General features: G+C 53.6%; 8 protein-coding genes. 5 read left to right on the top strand and 3 right to left on the bottom strand.

The annotated features are described in order from the left end of the window. The 3 genes from leuS to TR2A62_RS11100 all read right to left on the bottom strand — a co-directional run. Window positions 1–1,982: leucine--tRNA ligase (gene leuS / locus TR2A62_RS11110; protein WP_040820645.1), on the bottom strand; the 1,982-nt coding region annotated here is incomplete at its 3' end. A 79-nt stretch (window positions 1,983–2,061) separates the two neighbouring features. Then, window positions 2,062–2,553, bottom strand: coding sequence for a DUF3576 domain-containing protein (locus TR2A62_RS11105; protein WP_009160108.1), 492 nt, complete (start codon window positions 2,551–2,553; stop codon window positions 2,062–2,064). A gap of 157 nt (window positions 2,554–2,710) precedes the next feature. Next, a complete protein-coding gene (locus TR2A62_RS11100) occupies window positions 2,711–3,763 on the bottom strand; it encodes a porin (protein ID WP_009160815.1) in 1,053 nt (350 codons plus the stop codon). 215 nt (window positions 3,764–3,978) lie between these two features. Here TR2A62_RS11100 and TR2A62_RS11095 point away from each other — a divergent pair, with 215 nt between their 5' ends. The 5 genes from TR2A62_RS11095 (at window position 3,979) to TR2A62_RS11080 (ending at window position 7,470) form a co-directional block, all read left to right on the top strand. Then, window positions 3,979–4,635: a YggS family pyridoxal phosphate-dependent enzyme gene (locus TR2A62_RS11095; RefSeq protein WP_040820643.1), complete on the top strand. Its 657-nt coding sequence runs from the start codon at window positions 3,979–3,981 to the stop codon at window positions 4,633–4,635. 491 nt (window positions 4,636–5,126) lie between these two features. Then, window positions 5,127–5,831, top strand: a complete 705-nt coding sequence (locus TR2A62_RS11090) for a Hint domain-containing protein (RefSeq protein ID WP_009157565.1) — start codon at window positions 5,127–5,129, stop codon at window positions 5,829–5,831. After that, a complete protein-coding gene (locus TR2A62_RS19555) occupies window positions 5,812–6,099 on the top strand; it encodes a Hint domain-containing protein (protein WP_009160068.1) in 288 nt (95 codons plus the stop codon). Before TR2A62_RS11090 ends, TR2A62_RS19555 begins: the two co-directional genes overlap by 20 nt. Window positions 6,100–6,356: 257 nt before the next feature. Further along, a complete protein-coding gene (locus TR2A62_RS11085; RefSeq protein WP_040820641.1) occupies window positions 6,357–7,244 on the top strand; it encodes a hypothetical protein in 888 nt (295 codons plus the stop codon). Next, complete coding sequence (locus TR2A62_RS11080; RefSeq protein WP_009158768.1) at window positions 7,222–7,470, top strand: phosphopantetheine-binding protein; 249 nt, start codon at window positions 7,222–7,224, stop codon at window positions 7,468–7,470. The genes TR2A62_RS11085 and TR2A62_RS11080 overlap by 23 nt, the downstream gene beginning before the upstream one ends. Window positions 7,471–7,512 lie beyond the last annotated feature (42 nt).

Below are 7,512 nucleotides of genomic sequence, written 5' to 3'. Positions count from 1 at the left end.
GGCGGGCTGTCGGACAACACGAACCAGCGCGCCGTATCTGCGCCAAAAGCTTTGATAATGTTCAGCGGATCGACAACGTTGTTCTTGGATTTGGACATCTTGGCTGATGGGACAACTTTGACCTCGCGCCCGTCTTCCTTGAGGAAGGCCGCGTTGCCCAAGACCTCGACCTCTTCTGGGTAATGGTAGACAGGGCGGCCATCTTGTTCGCGCGTCGTTTGATAGATCGCGTGTGTCACCATCCCTTGGGTAAACAGCGCATTAAACGGCTCGATTGCTGTGTCCGGCAAATGTCCGGTGATGTTCATCGCTCGGGCAAAAAAGCGGGAATACAAAAGGTGCAAAATCGCGTGTTCGATGCCGCCGATATACTGGTCAACATTCATCCAGTAGTCTGCGTCGGCGCGATCTGTTGGGGTGTCCGCACGGGGCGAAGTAAACCGCGCAAAATACCAAGAGCTGTCGACGAATGTGTCCATCGTGTCCGTTTCGCGGATCGCGTCCTTGCCACAGGCAGGGCAGGCACAGTTGCGCCATGTCGGGTGACGATCCAGCGGGTTGCCCGGTATGTCAAAGCTGACGTCAAAGGGCAGCTCGATCGGAAGATTCTCTTTCTTCTCTGGCACCACACCGCAATCGTCGCAATGCACGACGGGAATTGGGGCGCCCCAATAACGTTGGCGAGAAAGACCCCAATCACGCAAGCGGAATTTGGTCACGCCTTGGCCAACACTGTTGGATTCGCAGAAATCAATCGACGTGTTGATCCCTTGATCGCCAGTCTGAACAGCCTCGCCAGCAAAGCCTTTGACGTAGTTCACCTTGTCGGACTTCATTGGCACATAGGCGTCGCCCCCGTCTTCGGGTGCAGTATGTTCGCCCTCAGTCGGGGCATAGACGCTGGTCACAGGCAGATCGTATTTGCGTGCGAAATCAAGATCGCGCTGGTCATGAGCCGGACAGCCAAAGATAGCGCCAGTGCCGTAATCCATCAGGATAAAGTTCGCGATATAAACGGGCAGTTCCCACGCCGTATCAAAAGGATGCCGTACGGTCAGTCCGGTGTCAAAGCCCAGCTTTTCGCCCTTTTCGATCGCCTCTTCGGTCGTGCCACCCTTGCGGCATTCTGCGATAAAAGCTGCGACCTCTGGGTTCGATTGCTCGAGCTGTTTGGCCAGTGGGTGATCGGGCGAGATACCCACAAAGCTAGCGCCCAAGAGCGTATCTGGACGGGTTGTGTAAACCTCGATTCGGTCAAATCCGTCAGGCGCATCAACTGTAGAAAAGGCAAACTGAAGCCCGCGCGATTTACCGATCCAATTAGATTGCATCAAGCGGACCTTGGCAGGCCAATCATCAAGATTGTCGAGCGCATCCAGCAATTCTTCTGAATAGTCGCTGATCTTAAAGAACCACTGGGTCAATTCCTTGCGTTCCACCAAAGCATCTGACCGCCAGCCGCGCCCATCGATCACCTGTTCGTTGGCGAGAACGGTCATGTCGACAGGGTCCCAATTGACCATTGCATTCTTGCGGTAGATCAGTCCCTCGGCCAACATATCCAGAAACAACGCCTGTTGCTGGCCATAGTATTCGGGGTCACAGGTGGCAAATTCGCGGGACCAATCGATCGACAATCCCAAGGGGCGCATCTGGCGCTTCATCTCTTCGATATTGTCGTAGGTCCACGTTTTCGGGTGACCGCCAATCGCCATCGCGGCGTTCTCGGCGGGCATACCAAAGGCGTCCCATCCCATTGGGTGCAGAACACTGTGGCCGGTGCTGGTTTTGTACCGTGCGACCACGTCGCCCAATGTGTAATTCCGGACGTGCCCCATGTGGATACGGCCCGACGGGTAGGGGAACATCTCTAGGACATAGTACTTGGGCTTGGTTTCATCGCGGACAGCTTTGAAGGTCTCGGCCTCGTTCCAAGCGGTCTGCCACTTGGGTTCGATCTCGGCTGGGGTGTAGCGGGTCATGAGTCGGTCCTTGAGATGAAAACGCCGGGCGATGGAGCCCGGCGCATGTCATAATCTGAATTTCGCACAGGGGCTATAGCTAGAGACGGCCATCTGCGATGCGCAACTGGCGCGCGCGGCTTAGAATAGCGTCTTCAACGGCGCGTTGGGTTTCGACCGCAACAGGGCCACTGCGAGATTGCAGTGCTACGTTTAGGGAACGCGCATCCAGCGCAGGGTCGGTGATGTAGATCGTGGCGCGGTAGGCGCGGCCACCGCCGGGTGGTGTGCCAAAGCCAGTCGAGATCACGCCAGTGAACGGATCAACCGATTGGATTGGCAGAAAGTTGAGCACATCGATGGATGCGGCCCAGAGATACCGGTTCACCGCGACATTTTCGACGCCACGTGTGCGTGCGGCTTGCCGTGTTGCGGTATTTGCGTCTGCTTTGCTGCTTGACGAGGCAAGGCTGCCAAATGGCGAGCTGCCAAACGAGCCGCTGCCGATGCTGCCTGAGCCGCCACAGGCGGACAATGCTGCGATACATGTGCCGATCACAGCGCATTTTGCTGTCGAAATGAGACCTGTCAAAACCTGTGCCCTCCCCAGAGCGCGCTAATCATTGGCAATTTTGTAACGTGGTGGGCTGGGTCTCACAAGAGCCAAGGCTAATTGGCGCAATTCCCTATGCCACAAAAAGAAAGAGCCGCCCCGAAGGGCGGCTCAAACTTAAGAGATTTCGATCAACTTAGAAGCTGAAGGAAACAGCTACAGTTGTACCGTGCAGGTACGCCTGTGGGCCGATCTCGTCGTTGGTAGCGTCGTCGGAATCTTCTGCGAAAGAAGCTACCAAGTTTGCGCCGCCGCCGAGGTCGTACTCAACGCCGATGTATGTGCCATCGTCGTCCGAACCACCAGCGTATACGTTTAGGCCGTTGCCTACGTCGTAACCGATCTGGATGCCGGAGTCCTCGTCACCACCATCGTGGTAGAACGCTGTGACCGACATTGGGCCGGATGCGTAAGCAACCTGCAGGCCGAAGCTGTCGTCGATTGCATCTTCAGAGACGTAGAATACAGTCGCTGTGATGTCGCCGATTGGGTATGCGACCTCGATACCAGTCGATGCATCGTCGTCTTGTCTCGCATATGCGAAAGTGATGTCTGCACCACCGAGGTTAGCCGAAACCGACAGACCCAGTACTTCGCTCGAATTGAAGTCGCCGTTGCCAGTCTGACCGTTCGAAGGAGTAGTGTCCTCTTCCTGGTAAGCCAGAACAACAGTTGCTGCACCGAGCGCTGCAGTTGCACCGATCGACAGCTGGTTCAGCTCGCCGTTATCAGTGGAGCCGTCGTTGCCTACGCCGTAAGAAACGCCAGCAGTAACCGAACCGAATACAACTTCACCGCGCAGGACGTTTTCGCCGTCTGCTTCGCTGAACGCGTCTTCGTTCATGTTAGTAACGCCGGACCAGTATGTCTCAGCTGCGTATGCTGTGTCGCCGTAGAAGATCGACGCCGAGTCCGAAGTCAACGATGCGGACAGGTTGTTGTCTGCGTTGAAGGTATCGTTGTCGGTATTGTTCTCGTGCTGCTCAAGCTCCCAACCGAAAGTAACCGATGCGGTTACGCCGTTGTCCAGCTCTTGCGACAGAGTTACGTCGATGTCAGCGTCAGCGTATACGCCGTCGTTGATGTCGTCGTTGTAGCCCAGTGTGGCGGAGCCAGACCAGGATACGTCAGCTGCTGCAGCGCCAGCAAAGGCGACCAGAGCAGTCGAAGTAAGAAGGATGCGTTTCATAATAGAACCCTCGTGTTTGCATTCCCGAGAATGCCAGTTTGCCTAGCATTGCGATGGTGTTTGCGCCTATCGGGCCGATCACTCAAGGAAATAGGGGGGGTGTTTCGAAACCTGCACTCGAATTGATGCATAGGTGCCACACAAGCAAATCCATGCCGATTGGACTTAGGGGCAGGAAACGCTAGGGTTTCCAGTTGATACAGGAGGTTGAGCGGATGCTTGCAGAAATAGAGGCGCGGATAGAAGCTGAGGCGGAACGAGTAGGGCGTGATCCTGTGGGTGTGCGTCTTATTGCAGTATCTAAGGTGCAACCGAATGATCGAGTCGCTGCTGTGTTAGAGCAAGGACATCGTTTGTTCGGAGAAAACAGGGTCCAAGAAGCCGCGGGCAAGTGGCCAGAGTTTCGGTCCCGATTTGAAGATATAGAAGTCGACCTAATCGGTCCACTTCAAACCAACAAGGCCCGTCAGGCGATGGAACTGTTTGACGCTATACATACGATAGACCGTTCAAAGCTGGCTAAAACCATAGCGCGATTGGCCCAAGAGATCGGTGCCTGTCCTGACCTATATATACAGGTGAACACAGGGCGAGAGGATCAAAAGGCGGGAATTGCGCCTGAGGATGTAGATGGCTTTGTTGCTGAGTGCGTTGCGATGGACCTGCCTGTGCGCGGTCTGATGTGTATTCCGCCCGCCGAGGAAGAACCCAGTCTGCATTTTGCATTGTTGGCCAAGATGGCGGGCCGCAATGAGCTGACCGGACTGTCGATGGGAATGAGCGGCGATTTCGAGTGCGCGATCGCCCAAGGCGCGACCCATGTGCGCGTCGGCAGTGCAATTTTTGGAGATCGTGTGCCTGCGGCCACGTGAAACAGGTTTAGCGGGTCGTCACGGGCGGGTTAGGTTTCGTTAGTCTGACCGCCCGTTGCCGTATTTTGCGTAATTTGATGTCGAAAGTACGTAATTTGCATATTTTGGTTTGCACAGATGCAGAGAGCTGCATTTGGGGCAATGCGCGCTGTGGGGTCAGCATATGTTAAGGCGTCTGGACAGGTTAACCGACGTTAAAGTTGTATTGCCCCAACGCCCCAAGAGGCGCTGCAAGCCGCAAACCAGGTTCTTTTTCTCTGATTCGCGACTTGTTCAACAATCATCTATCATATCGAGAAAGTTGCTTTGGACCCGTAAAATAAGGGCGCAGGACGTTGAAATCATTCCGTTCTGACAAGACATTGCCCCCATCACATTGCCCCCATCGCGCTGTCATTGCGCCACAATTCCCCTCTAAAACAAACTTCATAAGATGTAAGGTATCTCCACGGCAGCTGTATTTTTGGTGCCAATCTAGAGGTTTTTTTGTCATGCCACAGTACACGGTAGCTGCGTTCAACTGGTCAGCCAATGGCGGCTATAACAGCCAGCACAATAGCTCTTCTACTGTGGTCATCGATGATGACGACGCAAACCTTGATGGTGCCACGGATGCAAATGAAACCGTCAGCATTGATGGTGGCGCTTTTACTGTGACCTCAGGCCCGCCCTATGACATTGACGTCTCGTTCACCGATGTGAACGGCGATACGCATGTTGAAACATTCTATTTTTTTAATGTCGGAGGCAGCTGGTACTTTATCCCCGGGCCGGGGTCTGAGTTTACCGAAGGTGTGACTTTCGGCAGCTACCAAAGCCATACAACAACGCCGACGCCGTACAGCACGATCACCTGTTTTGTGCGCGGTGCGCTGATCGAGACAGATTCGGGCTTGGTTCCTGTTGAGGATTTGCGCGCGGGCGACAAAATCCTGTGTGCGGATGGTGAATATAAAACACTGCGTTTGGCGCTGAGCCGGAAAATCTCAGCGTGGGAAACGGATGCAAACCCTAAATTGCAACCAGTGCGTATTATGGCGGGTGCTTTGGGGCATGTTATGCCGCAGCGCGATCTTTTGGTTTCGCGCCAGCACCGCATTTTGGTGTCTTCGGCTATTTGCGAACGCATGTTTGGACTGGAGCAAGTTCTGGTTTCGGCGATCAAGACTGACGTCTTTGCCAAGAATTTTTGTTGATCCTGATCACGGCGAGGTCGAGTATTTCCATCTCTTGTTCGATCATCACGAGGTGATTTTTGCAGAAGGCGCACCAACCGAGAGTTTCTATACTGGGCCAGAAGCGCTGAAGGCGATATCAGCGGAAGCAATGGAAGAGATCCTTGCGATTTTGCCTGAACTCAATCTGTTGAGCTATGCACCAGACCCAGCGTGTCATATTCCGACTGGCGATCTGCAAAAGAAGCTGGTGGCGCGTCACGCCAAGAACAATCAACCTCTGATATAGGTTCGTGTTGGGTCGGTAGACCTGACTATGAAACCACATGTGATTTTGAACGGGCATTCGGGCGCGGTGCGAACGCTGTCCGAACGAACCGTTTGATATGCCGAGCTGCTGGGGCAACTAACACAGGGTGCAAGTGCTTGCAGTGACACCGGGAAAAGCCTTAACTATATTGGCTAATTTGGGGTTGAATCAACGTGGCCACTGCTACTTGCAAGTACTCGATAAGACACAGGCGTGATTTCCTAGAATTCGAATTCTTGAGATCAATAGATTTCGATGTCGTTCAATTCCACAAGGGTCACGAAAATCTTCGCGATGCAGTTGGGTTTGACAACAGTGCGACGATTGAGTTGGCCAAGGCGCTTCCGTTGGGGCAGCGTGGGGATACGCACCGCGCGCTTCGTGCTGAGATGGCAAAGGTACTTGCGGGAGGCCGAGTGCACCTAAAGCGCGCGTTGCCCGAACTCGTAGAGACACATTTTTCAATCCTGAATGAGGCCGGCACCCATGATTTATTGGGGTCGCTCGTTGAGCCGTTTGTAAATGAGGCCATGGCGATTTTGTCGGGGATCGATCTGCGGAACCATTTGGCCAGTTGTCTGGCGGATATTTTTGATTCAGGCGCCAGTATCCAACGGCGCAAAATCCTTGAAGAAACGATCAAGGGGATTACGGAATTTGACACAGACGGCTCGCAAAGGGTTGCGCTTGCGATCAACGTGATGGGGCGTGATCCGCTGATCGGAACGCTTGCGAAATGTCTGGCCAGCCACTTTGACGCGACGCGCGGCGAGCCTCTTAATTCCAAACCATTTCCTCTGGTCCCGACGGACACATCTGTTCCGTATGTTTGGCGGGAAGACCTAGGCGCCGAAAACAAGCCGCAATTTTTAGAGTGCCGCATTGATCAATTCGAAGGTCAAACTGAAGATCAGAGATTGAAATTCTTTGGTGCTGGGCGTCATACTTGTCTTGGAAAAAATCATTCTTTGATGGTCTTTGATTGCGTCGCGGAATTTATCGCGCGCTGTGACCGAAGTGCTTTGAGTTCGGAGATTTTATTAACGGATCGCCACGTTTTACATTTGGCCACCAAATTTCAAACTGAGATAGGAGAACCGCGTGGATCAGCACTCAATCGTTAGCATATTTAAGAACCACCTGCCGGATCAGGCTGGGCAGAAGCTGTTGGACGACTTTGCCAATGGGCAGGACATAGAGCTCGAACAGCTGAGTTTGACCAGTTTGAAGATGGTCGAAATCGCAATGGAGCTGGAAGAAGAGCACGAGCTAGAAATCGACATTGAGAACTTTGAAGAATGCAAAATGATGTCGGAATTTGTCGCCCTTTGTCAGGCGGAGGCGGCATGACCACGAGTTGGACTGTTTGAAATGTCGGGGTTCTCGATAGTC

This window comes from Thalassobium sp. R2A62, from assembly GCF_000161835.1.
GTDB lineage: Bacteria > Pseudomonadota > Alphaproteobacteria > Rhodobacterales > Rhodobacteraceae > Thalassobium.
The sequence above is the reverse complement of the archived record's forward strand: the minus strand, read 5'-3'. Positions and strand labels throughout refer to the sequence as shown.

Excerpts from the sequence above, each read along its gene's own strand:
- TR2A62_RS11100 (WP_009160815.1), bottom strand. The coding sequence starts at position 3,763 with ATGAAACGCATCCTTCTTACTTCGACTGCTCTGGTCGCCTTTGCTGGC.
- TR2A62_RS11095 (WP_040820643.1), top strand. The coding sequence starts at position 3,979 with ATGCTTGCAGAAATAGAGGCGCGGATAGAAGCTGAGGCGGAACGAGTA.
- TR2A62_RS11090 (WP_009157565.1), top strand. The coding sequence starts at position 5,127 with ATGCCACAGTACACGGTAGCTGCGTTCAACTGGTCAGCCAATGGCGGC.